The organism is Alphaproteobacteria bacterium, from assembly GCA_018662925.1.
Lineage (GTDB): Bacteria > Pseudomonadota > Alphaproteobacteria > 16-39-46 > JABJFC01 > JABJFC01.
The window spans coordinates 1-20,114 of the sequence record JABJFC010000074.1; the positions used below are offsets into that span (position 1 = coordinate 1).

Annotated in this window: 14 protein-coding genes; 3 read left to right on the top strand and 11 right to left on the bottom strand. The window is 43.6% G+C overall.

Going from position 1 to position 20,114, the window contains the following annotated elements:
- Positions 1–605: 605 nt before the first annotated feature.
- The 4 genes from HOL16_06160 to HOL16_06175 all read right to left on the bottom strand — a co-directional run bounded on the left by HOL16_06160 (position 606) and on the right by HOL16_06175 (position 5,819).
- The gene (locus HOL16_06160) at positions 606–1,703 is read right to left on the bottom strand and encodes a hypothetical protein (protein ID MBT5390270.1); all 1,098 of its coding nucleotides are present in this window, start codon (positions 1,701–1,703) and stop codon (positions 606–608) included.
- 126 nt (positions 1,704–1,829) lie between these two features.
- Complete coding sequence (locus HOL16_06165) at positions 1,830–4,076, bottom strand: hypothetical protein (protein MBT5390271.1); 2,247 nt, start codon at positions 4,074–4,076, stop codon at positions 1,830–1,832.
- Between the two features lie 99 nt (positions 4,077–4,175).
- Positions 4,176–4,868 (bottom strand): outer membrane beta-barrel protein, encoded by a 693-nt coding sequence (locus tag HOL16_06170; protein MBT5390272.1) that lies wholly within the window; start codon positions 4,866–4,868, stop codon positions 4,176–4,178.
- A gap of 363 nt (positions 4,869–5,231) precedes the next feature.
- Entirely contained in the window at positions 5,232–5,819 is a 588-nt protein-coding gene (locus HOL16_06175; GenBank protein ID MBT5390273.1) for a TIGR00730 family Rossman fold protein, read from the bottom strand.
- A 149-nt stretch (positions 5,820–5,968) separates the two neighbouring features.
- Between HOL16_06175 and HOL16_06180 the strand changes: the two genes are divergently transcribed.
- On the top strand, positions 5,969–6,463 hold the full coding sequence (locus tag HOL16_06180) for a hypothetical protein (protein ID MBT5390274.1): 495 nt from the start codon (positions 5,969–5,971) through the stop codon (positions 6,461–6,463).
- On the opposite strand, the gene addA is transcribed toward HOL16_06180, so the two are convergent.
- From addA to tsaE, 5 genes are read right to left on the bottom strand one after another with little or no spacing between them, the layout of a single operon-like run.
- On the bottom strand, positions 6,399–9,791 hold the full coding sequence (addA, locus tag HOL16_06185) for a double-strand break repair helicase AddA (protein ID MBT5390275.1): 3,393 nt from the start codon (positions 9,789–9,791) through the stop codon (positions 6,399–6,401). The genes HOL16_06180 and addA overlap by 65 nt on opposite strands.
- Complete coding sequence (gene addB / locus HOL16_06190; GenBank protein ID MBT5390276.1) at positions 9,788–12,754, bottom strand: double-strand break repair protein AddB; 2,967 nt, start codon at positions 12,752–12,754, stop codon at positions 9,788–9,790. Before addB ends, addA begins: the two co-directional genes overlap by 4 nt.
- On the bottom strand, positions 12,715–13,446 hold the full coding sequence (locus tag HOL16_06195; GenBank protein ID MBT5390277.1) for a nucleotidyltransferase family protein: 732 nt from the start codon (positions 13,444–13,446) through the stop codon (positions 12,715–12,717). Before HOL16_06195 ends, addB begins: the two co-directional genes overlap by 40 nt.
- 4 nt (positions 13,447–13,450) lie before the next feature.
- The gene (locus HOL16_06200) at positions 13,451–14,494 is read right to left on the bottom strand and encodes a phosphotransferase (protein MBT5390278.1); all 1,044 of its coding nucleotides are present in this window, start codon (positions 14,492–14,494) and stop codon (positions 13,451–13,453) included.
- 6 nt (positions 14,495–14,500) lie between these two features.
- The gene (tsaE, locus tag HOL16_06205) at positions 14,501–14,947 is read right to left on the bottom strand and encodes a tRNA (adenosine(37)-N6)-threonylcarbamoyltransferase complex ATPase subunit type 1 TsaE (GenBank protein MBT5390279.1); all 447 of its coding nucleotides are present in this window, start codon (positions 14,945–14,947) and stop codon (positions 14,501–14,503) included.
- A 114-nt stretch (positions 14,948–15,061) separates the two neighbouring features.
- Here tsaE and HOL16_06210 point away from each other — a divergent pair, with 114 nt between their 5' ends.
- Entirely contained in the window at positions 15,062–16,096 is a 1,035-nt protein-coding gene (locus HOL16_06210; protein MBT5390280.1) for an NAD(P)/FAD-dependent oxidoreductase, read from the top strand.
- 38 nt (positions 16,097–16,134) lie between these two features.
- Here HOL16_06210 and HOL16_06215 read toward each other — a convergent pair whose 3' ends face one another.
- Entirely contained in the window at positions 16,135–17,052 is a 918-nt protein-coding gene (locus HOL16_06215; GenBank protein ID MBT5390281.1) for a DMT family transporter, read from the bottom strand.
- Positions 17,053–17,360: 308 nt separating this feature from the next.
- On the opposite strand from HOL16_06215, the gene HOL16_06220 reads away from it, so the two are divergent.
- Complete coding sequence (locus HOL16_06220) at positions 17,361–18,701, top strand: hypothetical protein (protein ID MBT5390282.1); 1,341 nt, start codon at positions 17,361–17,363, stop codon at positions 18,699–18,701.
- 104 nt (positions 18,702–18,805) lie between these two features.
- Here the strand turns inward: HOL16_06220 and hemA are convergent, their stop codons facing one another.
- On the bottom strand, positions 18,806–20,056 hold the full coding sequence (gene hemA / locus HOL16_06225; protein ID MBT5390283.1) for a 5-aminolevulinate synthase: 1,251 nt from the start codon (positions 20,054–20,056) through the stop codon (positions 18,806–18,808).
- Positions 20,057–20,114 lie beyond the last annotated feature (58 nt).

The following is a 20,114-nucleotide window of genomic DNA, read 5'->3' on the forward strand; positions in this document are numbered from 1 at the left end:
AGAGGAAAATTGTTTTATAGATTAATTCAACAGGCACTTGAAATCGACCCAGTCCCAGCTAAATTGCTAGCGGGAGTTGGTGGCTAGTGGACACAGCTGCATACGTGATCTTGCTTGTGGAGTAAACCGCATACCCAGGTAAATTAAATGCTAAAATGATCGGAAAGACTGGGCTTTTTGCGCGGGGATACCGAGAGCTTGAAAGGAGTACAATTATTATCTTAGAGTTCGTTTCGAGCAATACTTTCCGTGTAGCAGACGTGGTGAATTCGCACTTCGACGATGAAATTTCCCATCAGAGGCGTTGCACCTCATCCTAGAATTTATCCGTTCATCCTAGAGTGGAGTTCAAGGGCGTTGATGGTCTATTTTCTATGGAGAGAATTATCTGCAGGGGTCAGCAGTAGCCCTAAGGAATATGATATTCATTTTCGCCTCCTAATTCTCGGTAAATGAGATAGTCGCTTTCATCTCACAATTCTTACGCACAATATATCTGATCATAGTCACAGGAAGACGTAAAAAGTTAGAGAATAGGGATACAGAAGTGTTTTAGGAATTGGAGAAGTACCAAATAGCGAGTGCTGGGAGACAGGCGAAAATTACTAACACCACCCAAACAGACGACCCAAAACGCTTATAAGCGTTATGGAACACCAATAGCTGATTCTAGAAGCGCTAGTCGTCAGAGTAGTGTTGTTAGGGGACGCAGTTACATTTTTCGAAGAGGCAGAAGGAGCTAACGATGGTGTTTCTTGCGGCCCATACAACTGTTCCATAGACGTAAGAAAGGAGTCGGCATTCTCACCACCTACTGGGCACTGTTCATCCCAGATACTGACGGACGTTGATATATCCAATGGAGACTTAATTGGCATCGTAGCTACAGAAATTCTGCCGGTAGGAGCATTTGCAGGTCCAAATAATACTGGAGGTTCAATTTTTGAGGACAAGTCATAGTTTGTAGCTAGTGAGAATTCAGATTCATTAATAAATACTCTTTTGTGATCAAGTATGTAATGAGGTGAAAATGGACTATCCTCGAGGTGAGGATCAGAATTCCCCCAAGTATTTATCTCCATATCTGACGCATCTAGATTACCACCTGAGGGATCATCTCGATTATCAATATTCTCCTCGGAATAATACCACTCATAGAATTGGTAGAAAGGAGACATAGCATAGCCCACGACCGTAGATACAACCCCAAAGTAAAAGTAATCTATAACCAATAGAGCGCCGATTATGACAATCGCTTTCCTGTGTCTGACGAGGAAATCCTCAGAGCGCTCACTAATAATTGATCTTTTATGCTGATCACAGAAGTCATTAATATATTGTAGAAACTGATGACGACTATCTTCAAATAGTTGGGAAAGGTCGGATCTTACAGCATCGATATCCTCTTCCATCCTAGACTTATGCTTAGGAGTAACCGGTGTGGCTGGAATCTCCACGCCACTTTCTCTAAGAATCTGTCTAATTTTACGTTGATCATACGCAGCATGTACGTCGTAAGTATGTCTGAGCCTTTTGTATTCATCACCTTCGCTTCTCTGGAAGGTTTTAAGAATCCGATCCTCCATGGATCCAGGGATAATTGCCAGTCCAACATCAACTGTCGCCAGGATATAGATTGGAATCCCTAAAGCAAATAATAAATATCTGAAACATTTTCTTACAAGCATATATTCAGATCTCATAAGTATATTAAAAAGTTGTCTTAAAAATAGGTTTCTTAAAAAAACAAATTGCCCGCAGACTATAAATTCTCATTCATAATCTGCGGACTTTAATTAAGAGGCTAAACGCTCCATATTCTTATCATTCTATTCGTCGTTCGAAGCGCCCTCACCTTTGTCTACTACGAGAGATGCCGCCCTTTGATCCAAAATCTGTCTAAACGCGCCCGAGATGAAGTCAAAACGCTCAGGACCGGCTGCTTTATTGTAAAGGAAATCCGTAAATTCTTTAGGTAAATTATTTCCCAAATTGGTTTTCTTCAAAGAAGCAACTACAGCTTTTGTTTGATCCTTCGGACCTTTGGGAGTCCCCAAGTCTACAGCTACTTGGCCACTTAACGCTGGTATTTGCGCAAGATTCACCAAGTTCAGCAGATTCGAAGATACGTCCAGATTGTCCCAGGTAGTCGCATACAGGCCCTTAATAGTATTCCAGTCCTCTTGAATCTTATTGCCATCTTCATCATCTTTAAACTCCGTAGGGAATTCTGCAATCATATCAGTGAATTGCTCAAAATTAGGCATCAACAGAAGAACATTTGGTATAAGTCTCTCTTTGAAGGTTTTTTCATCGTATTCCTTGAAGAAGTCGTATTCCCTTTGAGCAAGTTCGGCTGTAAAGCCGTTTATCTTGAGCTCTTCATAAAATGCACCTACTGCTCCCACTTCCTTCTGAACCAACGGAAACATCTTTGCATGGAATGCAGGATCAGCAGTTTTCAAGCTGTTATACCAAGCAAAATTTTCATTATTCGCATCTAGGTCCTCATCAGCTTGGAAGAATTGCTCATAATCATTTTTGTTTAAATGCTTAGCAAACAAAGTAAGTGTTTGTAGTGAGGAGTTCGGTGTGAGCTTTTCTTGTTCCGCTGCCATAGCTTTAACATCGGCAAATGACACTTTACCTGCTTCAATATTAGGTTCCTCCGCATCATCCTCATCTCTCAATTCTAGGGCTTCGAGTGCACCATTTACAACTGAATCTATATATTGATTAGCAAACCACCGAGCCAATTCCTTTGCAACTGGATCACTTCCTGCTCGTCTATCAAAATACGTCGCAGGGCCTTCAACTAGTTCCTCGAGCTTTGGATTCTCAACAGTGTTTTCGAAAATTGCATGAGTAGGATCAACCTTATGGATCCACGTTAGAAGAGCCATGGTATCTGCTGTAAAGGCTGGGTCTACCCCCTCGACTCCATTATCTGCTTCTACGCCATTTACTTGACTAGTAACCTGGTCAGCCTTACTCTGAATCAAATTATCCGCCATATCCGTAAGTGCTGTGATAAAGCCAACGGCAGAGTCTTTATACAAAGCAAAGTCCTCAGCATCATTGTCTATGTAAGCCTGTAACTGAGTCTTTAGAAGCTCTAGTCTACCGTTACCAAAAAGGACAGGATCAAGCTCCAATGTTTCTCTTACAGAGTCCAGGAATTTGGTATAGCTTTTACCACTAAGCAAGTCGCCGTAAGTAACTCCATATTGAACGTCTTTTAAGAATTTCACAGAAGATAGGAAGCTTGAACCAGTTTTTACTCCAGCTTCAAATTCTTTTAGAATGGATACAAAAGTCTCAGATATTCTTCTCTGTACAGACGTATGTAGAATTTCAGAGAGGTGATCAGCACGATCCTTTGCTTGCAAGTTATAAGCAGTTGGATCTTCTACCTCAAGTACATATTCACCGAAATTGACGGCATCTTCAGGACTAAAAGGTAGCTTCGTTGGATCGTTTTCATAAGCCTCAATATACTTTGTTTCTAAATCTGTATACATCTGGGCAGGAAGAGGATTTTCTTCGGCTAAAGTAGCTGCGTATATGTCAACGAGTTCCCCAAATCCGTCTTCACTTAACGTAGGAGTCACCGTTTTTTTCTTAACATTGACAAGAGTCGCTAACATTCCACGTACAGCTTGCTCAGTTTCGTCGGCTTCATCATTTGCGAAGGGGCCCATTAAGTCATTAACAGACTGTTGAAAGTCAAGTTGGTCACCTTCTACAGCAGAAGTAACGTAGTTGTCCAAGAATTTCCAGTGATTAGAACCTTCTAGTTTATGTTGTTCAAAAAACCCTAGAATGCTTGCCATATCCTCGCCAGCATGAACTTGATTGCCGAATCCGCTTTCCTTAGCCCGCTCAAACAACTCACTTCCTGCATCGAGCAAAGTGAAAGCTTTCGGACGAGGGAACCACTTGCTAATGTACTGCTCGCCACCATTTGCTGCAAACTTTGCTGCGACCGCTTTGAAAGCTTCTTCCTCAGTAGCACCGCCATTAATAAGCTTTTCTTTTTCCCTCAATACCTTGTTAACTGCCTCCGCATTGGACATGGGAAACATTACAACCGCAGTTGACATGAAAAGTGATGTATAGAAAATTGCTTTTTTCGTAGATCTCATAAGTAATACCCCTTAATTTTAATGTATTTATTAGAATGTATATGTGACACCGAAGAGAAGATTGAAGCTTCCTGGTGCTATTTTTACCTTAAATTCATCACTATCTTCGTCATGAATGTCTTTGGTCGTAAAAGACTGGTGGAAAGTGTAAGTTCCTTCTCCAAAAACTCTGAATGATTCAGATACGGATCGAGAGATGCCTGCGCCAATTGGAAAACCAACAAGGCCCTTTGTTTGGGATCCTTGACCGTCTGTTTCGGGCTCATTATATTTGACCCTAAACTTAGTGTAGCTCACCCCAAGAATTCCATAGAGAGCCGTATTCTGGGAGACTTTTCCCCCGAGATGACCCACAACACCAAAGCCATATTTTTGGGACAATTTAACTTGGTTAGATGTGTCATTAGCACCTACCGCCAAATCCTTAGTTGTACTTCCTTGAGAGGAAGACGTGTTTAAAAACAGCTTTCCTGCATAATATAGCTTTCCTGATTCACGGCTTAGACCACCTTGAATTTCTCCTACGACACCATTTGCAGTTGGCTGAAACTTCGCTGTCCCCGAAGCCGCACCGGAGGTCTCCGTTCCATTTCCACTTGAAGAGAGACGCTGATACCCAGCACCGACGCCAATGTTCCAACCATGGAATGCGTTCTTTGCATAACCTTCAGAAGCTAATACTGTGCTACTAAGCAAAAGCGCGGAAACTACATATTTTTTCATCTATCTAATACCTCAAGTGACTTCTACAAGCGACCGCGTGAATGAAGCGATCTGGTTGACAATTTGCCCAAAGTGAAGGGGATCTCCACTTGGAATAGAAAATTTATACATTTTTTATGTATTTGAAGTGCTGGGGCGTGTCAATGTATTTTATGCATTTATAGTGCATATTTTATAATTCTAATATTTTACAAGAGGTTTTTTGATTGCCAGAAGTTTGCAATCCTTGGATTGAGGAAAACTAGGTTTTACCAGCAGATAGGCTAAGGAGCATATGGTGTCGCAACCTTAAGCTCTGCAAAAGATTCCCAAATAAATGGACAAAAAATATATTGAAAGGTGATTGCTTGTTTTGATGGCGCTTTAAGAACCCCATTTTCCACTATGGTTCAGGGCATCTTCGGGCGGATTGTTGAGCGCTTCGATCACTTCTTCCACGGAATTCACCGTTTGAAATAGAGATAGAGTCCCGGGTGTCGCAAAGTGGTGACCAACGATAGACTTCGTTAGGTCTACTAGTGGATCCCAATACCCATCAATATTCACAACCACCATGGGTTTATGATGCAGGTTGTGCTGGCGCCAGGTTAATATTTCAAAAAATTCGTCAAGGGTGCCAAAGCCACCAGGAAGAATGACAAAAGCATCTGCTTCTTCAAACATATGCATCTTGCGGGTATGCATGTTATTGACGATCTGTAAATCCGTAATGCCCGTATGATGGTCTTCAAACTCTATCATGGATTCGGGGATAAACCCCAAAACTTTTCCTTCTTCCTTTATAGCCGCATCTGCCAAAATGCCCATCAACCCTCTTCGCCCACCGCCATAGACTAGTCGTAAGCCGGCCTTTGCAATCAACGTTCCCATTTGTTGAGCACTTTTCTCGAAAGCAGGTGCTGCTGATTTTGTGGCCCCACAATAAACACAAACTGATCGTATCTGCTGCATAATGTTTCTTTCTTTGGTCGATTTTTATAGGCTTGCCATTTTTTTGTTCTTTTAGTGAATCACAGAATCTATAAAGGGTTTTGCATTTTTTCACAATGGGAATTCATGATAGACTTAACAATATATATATTACTTTGATGAGGCGCTCCATGAAGAAATACCTTTCCATCACATTTGTAATTTTGGCAACACTATGTGTCGTTTCAAAGTCCAAAGCAGCAAACTATAAACTTCAATATGACACCTCTTTCATAGAAATTTTAAAAAGAGAAAATCCCAAGAATCTACCTATGGAACTTACCCATGCCGGACAAACTACCTCCTTAGGAGCTTCTTCCGACCCCTCCTCAGGTGAATTTACTTTTGAACTGCCCAACATCAAGCCTGGAAAAGAATTCCGGATTGACAAAATTGAAGAGGGAAAACGCTATAGAGTTTTCACACTGCATGCTCTCAATGAAACTCAATTTAATACTCTACTCAAAGATTCAGAATTTAGCGCTCAGCTCAAAACTTATATCAACGATATTGAGTATACGATTACCCTCAAAAAAATTAAACCGGTCGTAGTGAGTTGCATTAATAAATATTACTTGGCAATTCCATTAAAGACGGTTTCCGCGTCCATAACAAATAATTCCTGACCCTGCAAGTCGGGTATATGCCCCGTAAGATGCCATTATACGCCTCCATCTGAGTTAAATAATTTTTAGAAACTTGAGTTGAGTGCTCGGGTATATGTCCCGATGTTTTGTAATCAACTACCCAAATTTCTTGATCTTTTATGACCAGGCGATCGATCTGACCCGAGACCATTTTGCCCTTAATTTTTCCCACAATGGGAACTTCTGTCAGTGCCTCTCCTGCAAAGACTTGATGTAACTCAGGAGCTCTCAGGACTCCAAGCACCTCTAATGTCATCTCACGCCGACACTCCGGTGACAGTTTGGCCCCCTCTGCCTCTAAGTAACGGGTGCAAATAGACTCCCATCGATCCGAGGCAACCAATGGTAGCTTTTCCAGAAGACGATGAATGAGCACCCCCCTGAGGCGAATTTCATCGGACGCATGAGCATGATCTCCCCCCTCAGACTCAAAACCCATCTCAGAGGGCGCTTGAATTTTCTCACGGGAAAACTCCTTTGGGGCCATCGTATGGATCCACAAGGGAAGAGGCACCTGAACTACTGCTTGGGATGATTCTTGAATGGGAACTCTCTGGAATGGTTGAATAGATTCCAAACGACGCCCTTTCCCCATCCATCCTGTCTCTGGAAAGCCCCCCTTTGCAAGAGCATCCCCTAGCGTAGACATGCCCTGGGTTACAAGATTATACCAACAGTTTTCGGGAACCTGGGAGCGTACCTGCCATCCACACACATATAGTCTGTCTTCCGCTCTAGTCATGGCAACATATAACAATCGAAAATATTCATGAACTTCTCGAGACTTATCTGCGCTGCGCAGATCATTTACGACCTCTCCGTCAGAGTTCTTTTTGGGAGAAAACACCATGAGTCCTCCCCCATCTTCTCCAGAAGGCCAAAAGAGTCTCTGGGGATGGGAAGGCACATGGGTCGTATCCGGTAAAATGACTATGGGTGCCTGAAGGCCTTTTGAGCCATGAACGGTCATGATCCGAACGTGATTTCCCCCTTGATCTAGATCGCGTTTGATCTCAGGATCACTGGTCTTAAACCAAGCCAAGAAACCCTGGAGTGACAGGCCGTGCCTACGCTCATATGTATGGCAATGGGTCAAAAATGCTTCAATGGTGTCACTGGCTTCTAATCCCAAACAACTAAGGAGTTTTTTCTGTCCCTCCATCTTCCCCAAGATAGTCGCAAAAAGGGCATAAGGGGATAGTGTCTCATTCATAGAAAGCAGTTTATTTAGAAACGAATGAGCTTCTCCATAGATTGGATTGTCCCCTTTTCTTTGGCCCAGGGCCGCCCAAAGACTTAAACCACTCCGCTCATGACACAGACCAAAAAGCTGTTCTTCTGTCAAACCAATGAGAGGGCCCTTCAGAACCACGGCTAAATTAAGATCATCCTCTGGCAACAATATAAACTCACCCAAGGCCATTAAATCCATGACAGCCAATTGATCTAACAGACGCATGCGGTCTAACCCGGAAACGGGTATCCCCTTGGCCTTGAGGAAACGCATAAGCTCTTCCACAAACTCCGTCCTTCGGCGCACCAAAATAAGGATATCCCCTGGACAAATAGGGCGATTCTGGGAGGGAAGTATTTCCTGTGACTCTAGCCATCCATGAATTTGAGTGGCAATTCTGTGCGCCAATCTCGTTCGTGGTGAATCCGCCTGTCGCCTTGTAATTGGCACTTCCCAAGCCGATCCCGATTCCTGCTCAATAGGTATTGCAAGGGGCCATATTTCTACAAGTCCTGCCTGACTTGTCCGATGAACCTCATGGCTAACAGCTTGCCCTAATCCTAGTCCTTGTTGAAGGATAGGTGCTTTGAAAACCTGATCAACCACTTGAAGAATCGGTTCAGTCGAACGAAAAGAGACGGTCAAATCTACATCTTTCCAAAACTGCCCCTCTTGCTCGACTCGATCCTGGAAAGTAGAACGCATATTTTTGAACAGTTGGGGATCCGCTCCCTGAAAACTGTATATGGACTGCTTTTCATCACCCACCGAAAACATGGTGCGAGGCGCTATTCCTGGATTTTCCAAGAGTCCCTCCACCAAAGCACCAATAACTTGCCACTGGCTATGACTGGTATCTTGAGCCTCATCAATCAGAATGTGATCCATGCCCCCATCCAGCTTATAAAGCACCCAAGGCGTCATAGACTTCTGGGACAAAAGAGCCACCGACTTCCCAATCAAGTCGTTATAGTCCAAAACCGACCGTCTCTGCTTGATACGCTCATAAATTGCTAAAAACTCTTGCCCCACTTTCAAGAGTGCCTCTGAATATGTGGCAACAGATAGGGCCTTCGCGCGATCCCGAAGGACATTCAACCGTTCTGCTTCGTGGGCCAGGACATCTTCAATGTCGGGAAATTCGTTCAAAACACCCTTGGTGCATAAACGGGCACGCCTTTCCCCTTTCGTGGTGAAAAATAGACTCTCATATTGGCCCAAAAGGGACCCACGATTTTCAGCATCTACTGATAACCATTTGTTTAGAAGAATTGCTTTTTCCTGGTCCGTTTTAGAACCACTCCCCAAGGCTTCCTTTGCATAGTAGATCCCAGACTGGGAAAACTGCGTCAGAACTTCCTTTTCCAGACCCTCTTTCGTTTCGTCCCCCATAAGTCCCAAAAAAGCATTGAGACGCGTTTTATAGGCCCCCTCTCCATCCTTCACAACGGACTCGAAACGATCTCTTTGGTTTGCAATCTGCCCCATAAGGCTTTTAAAAACGCCTGGCTCCATTACCCGTGTCAAAATTGCTATGTCGTTCTTTAGGGATGGCGCCGTCAAAACCTCCCGCTCTGACTGCTCTAGCAAAAGCCTCGCGACACCTTCATCCAACACATCAAAATGAGGAGAAACGCCTGACTCTAACGGAAAGCGCTTTAAAAGCGACTGACAAAATGAGTGAATGGTTTGGAGCTTAAGATGCCCAAAGACTTCCTTTACCAAATGCCGAGCTCTTTTCGTTATATCCCCCTCTACGGGTCGTCCCAAAAGAGTTTCAAGTTCCGCCTTCAATTCATCTGTGGGTGCAATGACCCAGGCACTTAGGCGCTGTGTGATACGACTGGTCATTTCAGCAGCAGCTGCTTTTGTGAAGGTAAGACAGAGAATCTTTTCTGGAGAAGCGCCTTCCAACAATAGAGTTAAGACCCGATCAATTAAGACTTTTGTCTTACCGGTACCCGCCGAAGCGGCAACCCACACAGAGGATTTAAAATCTCGCGCTAAATACTGGGGATCATGAACCCCAGCGTCAGCCTGAATCTTAGGCGTTACTTTAAGAGCCGACTTCATGGCATTTCTCCTTTTCCAATCAGGCCCCAGGCTTTGGCACGCGCCAAGTGAGCATAATTAGAAAACCGAGGCGCCTTTTCTAAAACAGGCATCGCTTGATAGGGCGTTTTAGGATCATCAAAAGCCACAATAAGCTTTTCAAGTCGTTCGAAAGTATCTTCTACAAGACTTTCCACATCCTCATTAATACTTGTAATTGCGCCGGGAGTCTCCCCTCCTCTTACCTGCCAGTAACTGACACGATGCAGCGTTTCCGGAGACACTCCTTCAAATCCATTGCGTAAAAGGACTAGGCCCTCTAAAAACAACTGAGGCGCATACCCTAAGTAGAGATCTCCTTTTGTGGGTAAGGCACCTGTTTTGTAGTCCAAAATCTCATAACCACCCCCTTTTAAATGATCGATTCGATCGGCTTGTGTTTTTAACTTAAAAACCCCACCAGACATTTTAAACTCTACTTCTCCCTTAACTTCACTATGGCTCTTTTCAATGAGTGATCGACGCTCTTTCTCAGTGGCTAAAAACCAGTCAATGATTCGTTCAAAGCGAGATTCCCAGAAGGGTAAAATCCCGGGAGTTTGAAAGCTTTTATCAAAGCTGCGCCGCCCAAGACTTAACAGATGTTGCCTCGTTTCTTCCCCTTGGGGATCGAGATTCTCACGTACGTAGCAGTCCAGGATCTGGTGGATCAAAATCCCAAAATCCATGGCCTGAAGGGGCATGTCTATGGGATCTAATGCTCTTAACTTTAAGATGTGCCGAGCGTAGAGACTATAGGGATCCCGCATCCACGTTTCTATATCTGTAACGGATAAGGATCTTGGACGCGCAGATAGTGGCGGGCAAGGCGCAGGAGGCCGAGTTCGGATGAATCGGCTTGGAAAATCCAAGGACTCGATTAAACATGGAAGGTCCTCCCGCCTAGGGAGTTCACGGCCAAAATACGACAGAAATATGGACAGATCCGTAATCCATCTAGCCTGTAAAGTCATGGTTCCCTCAACCCGTAGCGACCGAGTCATCACTGCTTCTTTCGCAGAAAGAGCTTGGCAAAAATCAAAAGCCGCTTGGCCCAATTTATGCTGGTGGGTCAATAAACCCAATTTTTCACGCATGGAATGTGTCATCCAAGGATCATGGGCCTCTGCTGGGGGCCAAACCCCTTCGTTGAGCCCCCCAAGTATAACGAGATCTGCATGTTGGAGGCGCGCCTCCATTAACCCCAAAATAGAGATGCGCGGATGATCTCCCAATGGCATCCTATATAACTCTGCATCAAGGAACGATTTTAAAAACACATGATATTCGTGGAAGGAAATATCTGGAAAAGTGCGCGCATCTTCCATGAGTCCCTCCAAAAAGGGTTTGATAACTTCCCCCTCTTCATTAGTCCAAGGCGTGTGAAGGAACGATTCCACAAGTCTCATATGAGCCTGCAATAAATCCTGAACCGATCCTTTACCCGTCGTCATACAGCTGGCAAAGACATCCATTTTTTGGGAAAGGCCGTCCAGAAATTCCATTAAACTAGAATAGTCATGTTCCGAAAAACGCTCTTTCTGATTTTCAAGCCTCTTAAATAATCCTGATAAACCGGGCGCTGGGCGAAGTCCTCTCAAAAGGGTTCTCTCCAGCTTTCTGATGAGTTTTAAGGGGACATCTTTCATCAATGGATGCTTAAGGGCGCTTAAGAATGGTATAGGGGAAAAATCATCCAGAAACATTTCTGACAAACACAGGAGAAAACTTCCCAATTGGGTTCTGGAGAGGGGCCTACCCGCTGAATCATCCACAGACACATCCCATCGATTCATCTCTACAGCCACGCGCTGGGCAAGGCCTCGGTCGGGCGTCACAAGAGAGATTGTCTTTCCTGGGACCTCTAGAGCCTCGCGAATAAGAAGTGCAATACTGATGGCTTCCTCGTGTAGGTTTGAACATTCAATATATTTGAGCCCTTGGAGAGCATCGTCTATGTTGCCGGTGTAATTCTTCCATACATCGCGCCCGGCCTCCGGATGCATAACGTGATGCAAAAGCTCCTGAAGCGAGGCAGATACCTGTAGAGAAGTGCCTGAATAGGCTTTTAAATGCGTAGAATTTGAAGGATCCGTTTTGAGAACCTTCAAAAAAGGAACAAATACATATTGTGGATGTGCCGGCGTCAGTGCCCTCCATGTATCTGGCCATAAGGTCGCATCAAATCCATCGAGAATCACCTGTCCCTTTGAAAGCTCCATAATCTGGGTGAGAAACTCTGTCACAGCTGGGCGCAGACCTGCAGAGACAACAGCAATGACTGGAGCCTCAGGAGGATTTTCGACCCACCTCTTTTTGTAAGATTCAACGAAAATCTTTTGCCGTACGACGCTATCTTGAGCTTTCTCTTCCTCTAAAATCTGCGGCCAATGCTGGGTAATAATTTGCAAAAAGCTTAGTACTTTTTGCCAATGCCAAGCATAATCTTCCGGCACAAGAGACTCGAGATCCTGAAATGATATGCCCTCAATCTGGAGTTCAACCAAAAATGCCAAAAGATCTCCGGACAATTTTAAAGAGGACGATAGAGGTGATTGACGCGTCATTTGAAGACTCAACTTTGATAAAAGCGTCGTCAAGAGAATCCGGGCTCGGGACTTAGAAATGGGTGGATATAATCCGTCCGCGTCCTCAAAAAACAATAGATCTTCTTCCCATGTTCCCAACGGTCTGATTTGAGGAAGAAAAAGCGGTTTGTCACTGGCCAATTCCATAAAATGGTTTCTAAGAACGCGACAAGCACGACGGGTGGGCAGGAAAATCTGAGTCTGAGCCAATGTGATAGGATCTAACGTTTGGCTTAGGTTATGGGCTAGAGTTCTCAAGATAGGGGCACCAAAAGGAGACGCAAAAACAGCGGTGGATTCTGATTTAGTAGAATCCTTTAATGCTGAAAAGTCGTTGGCGTGTGCTGGCAAAACCATTTTTGGGCAATCTCATATGCTTTTGGAGTGCCGACATGAAACCAGGTTCCCTCTGCATCTACAACCCCAAAAAGTCGTCCTTTTTTCTCGGCTTCATCATAGAGAGCCTTGAGAGAGAAAGCCCCCGATTTACCCTCAAATATCTTTGGGTTAAGGATTTGAATTCCGGAGAAAAGATAGGGGGCTTCTGGTGCATCGTGTCGCCAGGTAAGTTTTCCACTCTCATCTGAAAAATAGTCTCCCGGGCCATCGTAGCCAGCCACAGACTTGGGCGGTAAAAGGAGCAACAGAACGTCCATCTCAGATTTCTGAAAAGCCTGGCATAGTGTAAAGAGAGGCTGAGCCCCTTCCCACGTTATATCACTATTGAGGACCAAGAATGGATCGTCACCTAACAATGGCAATGCCTTCAGCACTCCACCACCCGTTTCCAGCAAAGTGGATTCATGGGACAATAAAATATTAGGTCTCTGCCGCTCTTCCAAATGTGCTTTTATCTGATCAGCCTTGTGGTGAGTATTCACCACGACGGTATTAATGTTTGCCTGTTCCAAGGCATCTAAAGATCTATCCAAAAGCGTCCTTTCGCCAATGCTGAGCAATGGCTTGGGTGTTCTAAAGGTTAAAGGCTGCATACGGATTCCAAGTCCTGCCGCAAGGATCATGGCCTTCATTGGATAGCTTGATGACATGATCCTACGCCAACTCCAACTTCTCTTCTTCACGGAAAGGATATATATGTGCCTTAATCCACTTATCCAAGTCTTTTAAAGCCGGATGAGACAAGTCTTTCTCAATCCACTTCCACACACGTGGAATAAAAGTTAGATAGTCTTTCTGGTTATCTCGAACGGCTTTTCGCGCAAAAATACCCAAAATCTTGAGGCTCCGTTGGACCCCTAAAATATTATATGAGGTTTCAAAAGACTCCGGATCTATGCCCGGATTTGCTTCAATGTAATTTTTCTTAAGAGCAAGGCTCATTTGCTCAGGAACATCGCGACGGGCATCTTCCAAAAGCGACACCAAGTCATATGAAACGGGTCCAAGGAGGGCATCTTGAAAATCCAACAAACCACACTTGTGAATATCTTCCCCATCGTCACAAACCATCAAATTGTCCACGTGATAGTCTCGTAGAACAAGGGATTGAGGCACGTTTCGCGCTAAAGGAAAAAGTCCCAAAAGGATTTCTTGATAAGACTGTTTCGCAGCATCCGAAAGTTCTTGGCGAATCCAATGAGGACAATACCAATCTAGAAACAAATTTGCTTCCTCTAAAAGCGCCACATCATCATACTGATTTAGGGGTTCTTCAGAAGTATCATCCGTCGAAAAGGATTTATGTAAATGCAGTAAAACATTTACCGCATTGTCATACAGCGGCTTTGGATTCATTCCCCTGTTAAGGCAATTGGTAAAGGTCTTGTCTCCAAAATCTTCTATAAGGAGAAGTCCTTTTTCGTGATCTGAAGCTAAAATCTCTGGAGCACGGAGACCATAACCTTCCAACAGCTTCCCCACTCTTTCAAAAGCTGCCGTATCCTCATGGGGTGCTGGTGCATCCATTAAAAGAACCGTTCTTTTGGAAATTTTATCCGACAGGCGATGGTAAGTTCGGAAAGAACAGTCCCCTGAAAGAAAAGCTATATGTGCCTTATCCCAACCAACACTGGCCAAAAAATCCTGCTTCTCTTTTTCTCTAACCTCTTTGGGAGATGGCGTTAAATAATGTGTCATAAAATGTTATATCTCTTTATTATTAAATAATTTTTCTAAACGTTGACACCAACCTTGGTATCCTGTCAACACAACATTTCGCACCTCTTCCATACTTCCCCCCTCGGGAATAATAATTTCTATCTGCAGATGCTCTCTCGGTAACATGCCTTCCAAACGTTCTGGCCATTCAATTAATGAAACCCCTTCTGCAAATGCCTCTTCAATGCCTAATTCATATACTTCCTCTGGATCTTTTAAACGGTATAAATCGAAATGCCAAACCATAAATTCAGAAAAGGGATAGGTCTGAACCAGAGTGAACGTAGGACTTGGAACCTCTTGACTTCTCAGGCCCAGAGCCCCCATAAAGAACTTGGCAAATGTGGTCTTACCAGATCCCAATTGTCCTTGAAGCGTCAGGATATCTCCTGTCTTCATAGACTGAGCCAATTTCTGGGCAAACCCATCCATATCTGCAAGGGTGGCAAGCCTAATGTTTTTAGTGCACGTCTTTTCCATGGCTATTGTTCTAATGGGTTAAAGATGAAGCTGCAAGAATCGATTGAATAATTTTGGAGGACTTCCATGAGCAATAATGCCTTTGATCACAAAACCGATGTTTTAATTATCGGATCGGGACCCGTGGGGCTTTTTGCCATCTTTCAATGTGGCATGCTGAAGATGAAATGCCATGTGGTGGATACACTGGAAATGATTGGAGGCCAATGCACGGCCCTATATCCGGAAAAACCCATCTATGATATTCCAGCTTGGCCAGAGATTTCTGGTGGAGATTTGATCAAGAATCTAGAAGAACAGGTGGCTCCTTTTAATCCCGTATACCACTTGAATCAACAAGTGGTCGAAGTCAAAGAAGGTGCTGAAAAATCGTGGATTGTCACCACCTCCATAGGGACGAAGATTCATACAAAAGCAATCATTATTGCAGCAGGTGTCGGTGCCTTTGGGCCCAATAAGCCACCCCTTGAGAATCTCGAAGCTTATGAAGGCAAAAGCGTTTTCTATATGGTTCGCAACAAAGAATCCTTTCGTGGCAAACGCATTGTTATTGCCGGTGGTGGCGACTCAGCACTAGATTGGTCCATTGCCCTTGCAGATATTGCTGAACACATTTCCGTGATCCACCGTCGGCCAAAATTTCGTGGGGCCCCTGAATGTGTAGATAAACTTCATAAGCTCGCCGAAACACCCAAGCTGGATATTGTAACGCCCTATCAACTTCAGGGATTAGAAGGAAATGCACAAACAGGACAGTTGGACGCAGTCATTGTTAAAGATTTAGACAACAATGAAAAATCCATAAAGGCAGATGTCCTATTGCCATTTTTTGGCCTGTCCATGAACCTGGGCCCCATCGCCACTTGGGGACTCAATATGGACAACAGCCATATCAAAGTTGATCCCTCCACATCGGAAACAAGCACACCTGGTATCTTCGCCATTGGAGATGTCGTTCACTACCCGGGTAAGCTTAAGTTGATCTTGACTGGATTTTCCGAGTCCGCTTGTGCTGCCCACGCTATCCACCCCCTCGTTCATCCTGGGGAAGCCCTCCACTTTGAGTACTCCACCACAAGCGGTGTTCCCAAGATTGCATAGCAAATGTGTCTAGAAAACGGACGAAGTGCGGGTTATCCTTACGTCTGAGTTTTTCTGGGCTTAAAACGCCGCTTCTTTATAATTAGGCTGCCACTCAGCAAGGTGATGAGCGCGCCTGAAAGGATAATGATAACGCCCAACGTTTGAGCGATATTTATCTGTTCTCCCAATAAAATCACCCCGAAGATTACAACAAATATTGGCTCTAGAACCGAGAGTATGGATCCTTTTTCTGCGCTGATTCTTTTCAATCCTTCTAGCAAAAACAAAATGGGGAATGCTGTGCAGATGGTCCCCACTGCAATAATATTGAACCAAAGGTATGCAGTGGTTGGAATGGAAAAACTGTTTTCCCCTACGGCAAATACTAAACACAACAGAGCGCTACTTAGAGAGACCATAAGAGATGACGTTTGCGGTGAAAGGGATATTTTCTTACTCGTTATTATATAACCAGCGTAGAACACAGCTGCCAACACGCCGGCACCGATCCCCACCATATCAAATTTAAATTCGTGCATATCAACCAATAGCACCATTCCAACAATGATCATAAAAAGAGCGATGTAATATAATTTGTTAATGGAAGCACGACAGAATAACCCATTGTAAAGAATAATAATTGCAGGGTAAGTAAAAAAGAGTACCATGGCGAATCCCGTCCCAATGTATTGACTGGAGATAAAATAAATTATGGCCGCCAAACAATAGAATAGTCCTCCAAAAACAAAAGTTTTCAGGAGTTCTCCTGATCTCTCACGGATAGTTTTTAGCTTGGGTAAAAGAATCAGTAGAAGGGTTATGCTTGATACTAAAAACCTCCAAAACAACATATTACTAATGGAAAAATTGGCATTTATGATCGTCATACCAAAGTAACCAAGAAGGCCGTAAAAAAGTCCCGAAATGATGGCAAATGCGGCGCCCTGATGCTCAGGAGATATAGAATTTCTCATCGATCTCATTACTACTTTAGTTCAAATGAATATGACGAGTAGATCCTAGCACTCTGGCAATTCCACACACAAGAACTTCGTGTTCTAAGACGTATAACTTGCTTAAAATGATTTGGTCGTTTTCAGAATACATCATAGGTAATTTCTTAATATTGAAAATAATTATCCAAACAATCCCTTTTAGAAATCACAATAAAAAGTTTATTTTTTTGTGTGAAATTCACCCTAAACATTAACAAATATTGACATTATGTAATGTATTTGTATATTAGTGTTGATTTCAATATTGAATTTATTAGGAGTTTTCCATGCGTTTCCCCAAAATAATTGAATTGCTAACTATCAGTGCAGTGCTTTTCTCAGGATTTGAAGCCTCTTCAAAACTTGGCGACGCTGAAAGTAACAGCATGAGAGACGAGGTTGATTTAATCGCACAACAACTTCGCCCAGCCGATTTTATTCAGCTTTTATCAGAGGGACAAATGGGAGAATTGACTGTTGAAAGACCTGGGCATTATTCTGCGGGAGTGCTTGCTATTAAGAGATTTCTAAATGATCCTTCGGAAACTGATAAAGACAAGTTTTTAGAAGTGCTCAACGAGTTTATGGCAACTTGCTCTGTTTCTGGAGACTGGGGAAGAGTTGCAGGGGATCTCCTTGCCGAAAGTATCCTTCTCGGCATGGGCATCCAACCAAAAAAGAAGCCTGAAGAAGTTGGAACGTTTGTTCCCTCCTGGCACTTTGCAGATACAAATATTCCAACAAGCGAATCTGTAATCGTCTCTGAAACCGATGGAGAAGAAACGTGGAAAATTGATCTTGCGAAAGACCACTCGGTAATGGCTGGCGCAAGTGCTGCCAAGATGCTTTTAGACGCTGGAACCGCAGAAGACCATCTTCTGTTAGCAATGGGATTACTGGGAGATAACGACTCTCTCCGTAAAACTGTTAATCAGGTTGCCTCTGACATGGACGCCCCCTCAGGGCAAGCCTTCATGCAAACACTACTTGTGCTGAACCAACACCTTAAAGTGTTTGTAGAAGGAACAAAATTTGTCCCTGCAAAAGCCCTCGCAAGATTAGGAACGTTTCTCGCCATGTGCCGACATCCTGAAGATTTACAAGGAAGAAAAGAGTTTCAAAAGACATTTTTCGATGAAATTGTAACCATGGTTATTGATAGTATTACTCGAGAGACATTTAACGCATTCGAAAAAAATGAAGAATTTGATGAAGTTAAAGAGGAATGGCCTGGAATCACTAACGCTGGGAAGAATAGTATTTTGGAAGCATATGGAGCGCCCCGTAGTTATCTCGAATATGTTTTTGGATCTCTTGATGGCCTGCTGGAAAACTTTTTCTCTGGACGGCTAAGAACTTCAAATGAACATTATTATTCGGATGCAGAGGCGTTATCTGAGTTTACTGAAACTCTAGAGTATTCTGGTGCCGCTTATGAAAAAGTAGTCGCCCATGTTCAACAGATTTTTCCTACGTGGGGTGATTTTGTAAGTGCTGAGGAAAATTATGGGGCCTTTAATATTTTCACGACGGTGAGGGATACCTTAAATAGAACAGGGGGATTTCCTACTCCGGAAAGATTTTTGCAGGAAATGGGCCGCGATTGGATTACTGATCCCGAAGAGTAATATTTCCAGAAAAACGGAATATAAAACGAAATATATAAAGCGCCTCTTTCATTCTAGAGGTGCTTTTTTTTGTTGTCTAAAATCTTTACTTTGAAATCAGCTTTCTAAATGGCTTCCTTCAAGGCGGATTTTCCCGGTTTAACCCGAGGCAAATCGAACTTATTCCACACATCATCTAGAGCAGCGATAAGTTGCTGAATCATCTCATCCGTATGAACCACGGATGGGGTTAAGCGGAAACGTTCTGTTCCTTCAGGTACTGTGGGATAGTTGAGAGGTTGCACATAGATTCCATGTTGATCGACCAAGTGGTCTGCTGCCTTGCGGCATAGGTGTGCTTCACCGATGATTACTGGCACAATGTGACTGGCCTCATCCATAAAAGGAATAGAGATATTAGCCAATCCTTCTTTTACTTTCTTCACTTGTTCTTGATGTCGGAGACGCTCAAACTGACTCTCCTTTAAGTGTTGAACACTAGCTTGAGCAGCAGCCGCCAAGGCCGGTGGCAATGATGTGGTAAAAATGAACGAGGGAGCAAAACAACGGATAAAATCAACTAAAGTTCGGGAAGCAGCAACGTATCCTCCCATTATTCCAAAGGCCTTTCCAAGAGTTCCCTGTATAATGGAGATTCGATCAAGAAGCCCGCGCTCTTCAGCCACCCCACCACCACGTGCCCCATAGAGGCCAACTCCATGCACCTCATCCAGATAAGTCAGAGCATTGTATTTTTCCGCAAGATCACAAATCTCAGCAATAGGAGCAATATCTGCATCCATAGAGTATACGGACTCAAAAGCGATAATTTTTGGTCGGGTAGGGTCCAGCATATGAGCCCCCTTTAAGAGGCTTTCTAAATGTTCTAGGTCATTGTGTCTAAAAATATGCTTCTCGGCATTGCTGTGACGAATTCCTTGAATCATGGAGGCATGATTGGCCTCATCAGAAAAAATAATACAATTAGGAAGCTTTTTACCCAAGACACTCAAGGTTGCTTCATTAGCTACATAACCAGACGTAAATAAGAGTGCAGCTTCTTTTTTATGAAGATCGGCAAGCTCCTCTTCTAATAAAACGTGAAAATGACTGGTTCCAGAGATATTCCGAGTCCCCCCTGCACCAGCACCGACTTCCTTCATGGCTGTTTCCATGGCCTGCAGAACCGACGGATGTTGTCCCATAGCAAGATAATCATTGCTGCACCAAACAACAACCTCTTCCACACCATTTGGGCCATAATAGTGAGCTTTGGGAAATTCCCCTTGGCAACGTTTTATATTGGCAAACACACGATAGTTACCTGCAGCTTTCCACTGAGTTAATGCATTCTCAAAATATTGTTCATAATCCATAGGGCCTATCCAATAGCCGTCCTGTCGATTTCATTTCTGGTATCTTTCTACACCATGT

What these genes read in the sequence shown, in the direction of transcription:
- HOL16_06215 (MBT5390281.1), bottom strand. Translation starts at nt 17,052, where the DNA reads ATGAGAAATTCTATATCTCCTGAGCATCAGGGCGCCGCATTTGCCATC.
- HOL16_06175 (MBT5390273.1), bottom strand. Translation starts at nt 5,819, where the DNA reads ATGCAGCAGATACGATCAGTTTGTGTTTATTGTGGGGCCACAAAATCA.
- hemA (MBT5390283.1), bottom strand. Translation starts at nt 20,056, where the DNA reads ATGGATTATGAACAATATTTTGAGAATGCATTAACTCAGTGGAAAGCT.
- HOL16_06170 (MBT5390272.1), bottom strand. Translation starts at nt 4,868, where the DNA reads ATGAAAAAATATGTAGTTTCCGCGCTTTTGCTTAGTAGCACAGTATTA.
- addB (MBT5390276.1), bottom strand. Translation starts at nt 12,754, where the DNA reads ATGGTTTTGCCAGCACACGCCAACGACTTTTCAGCATTAAAGGATTCT.
- HOL16_06180 (MBT5390274.1), top strand. Translation starts at nt 5,969, where the DNA reads ATGAAGAAATACCTTTCCATCACATTTGTAATTTTGGCAACACTATGT.
- HOL16_06200 (MBT5390278.1), bottom strand. Translation starts at nt 14,494, where the DNA reads ATGACACATTATTTAACGCCATCTCCCAAAGAGGTTAGAGAAAAAGAG.
- HOL16_06210 (MBT5390280.1), top strand. Translation starts at nt 15,062, where the DNA reads ATGAGCAATAATGCCTTTGATCACAAAACCGATGTTTTAATTATCGGA.
- HOL16_06160 (MBT5390270.1), bottom strand. Translation starts at nt 1,703, where the DNA reads ATGAGATCTGAATATATGCTTGTAAGAAAATGTTTCAGATATTTATTA.
- addA (MBT5390275.1), bottom strand. Translation starts at nt 9,791, where the DNA reads ATGAAGTCGGCTCTTAAAGTAACGCCTAAGATTCAGGCTGACGCTGGG.
- HOL16_06220 (MBT5390282.1), top strand. Translation starts at nt 17,361, where the DNA reads ATGCGTTTCCCCAAAATAATTGAATTGCTAACTATCAGTGCAGTGCTT.
- tsaE (MBT5390279.1), bottom strand. Translation starts at nt 14,947, where the DNA reads ATGGATGGGTTTGCCCAGAAATTGGCTCAGTCTATGAAGACAGGAGAT.
- HOL16_06165 (MBT5390271.1), bottom strand. Translation starts at nt 4,076, where the DNA reads ATGTCCAATGCGGAGGCAGTTAACAAGGTATTGAGGGAAAAAGAAAAG.
- HOL16_06195 (MBT5390277.1), bottom strand. Translation starts at nt 13,446, where the DNA reads ATGTCATCAAGCTATCCAATGAAGGCCATGATCCTTGCGGCAGGACTT.